This window comes from Vibrio sp. 1288, assembly GCF_033344475.1.
Window position 1 is genome coordinate 1 of sequence record NZ_JAWPOX010000545.1, and the last position, 690, is coordinate 690.

The following is a 690-nucleotide window of genomic DNA, read 5'->3' on the forward strand; positions in this document are numbered from 1 at the left end:
TGCTAAAGATTACAACAAGACTCGAGGTCACTTTTATGCGCTCGACGATGTAAGGCAAACCCTAAGGACAGGCGCACCAGCAGATGAAAACTCCGGGCCAATGCCAATGGCGTGTTGGAGTTGTAAAAGTCCTGATGTCGCTCGCGTGATAGAAGAGCGTGGCGAGGATGGCTACTTCTCTGGTAAATGGGCACGTCTAGGCTCAGAAATCGTCAATCCTATCGGATGTTCTGATTGTCACGACACTCGCTCAGAAAAATTTAACCAAGGCGAGCCAGAATTAGCACTAACCAGACCTTATGTTGAGCGAGCATTCGATGTAATTGGAAAAAACTTTGATGAGCAGTCGCGCCTTGATAAACAAGAGTCTGTGTGTGCTCAGTGCCATGTCGAATACTACTTTACAGGACCAACGAAAGCGGTGAAATTCCCTTGGGAGATGGGTACGACTGTCGGTGACATGGAGAAGTGTGACGATGCGTTGGACTTTAAAGATTGGACTCACGCCGTTTCTAAAGCACCGATGCTAAAAGCACAGCACCCTGGCTTCGAAACTTGGCGTGAAGGGATTCACGGCAAAAACAAAGTGGTTTGCGTCGACTGCCATATGCCGAAGGTGACAAAAGAAGATGGTACCGTTTATACCGATCGTAAAGTAGGCAATCCTTTCGACCGCTTCGAAGACACATG

The 690-nt window shown here is 48.0% G+C and carries 1 protein-coding gene; it reads left to right on the forward strand.

The features are described from left to right. Nucleotides 1-690 (forward strand): ammonia-forming cytochrome c nitrite reductase subunit c552 (locus R8O11_RS27935; RefSeq protein WP_318194961.1); only part of this gene is annotated, 690 nt, incomplete at both ends.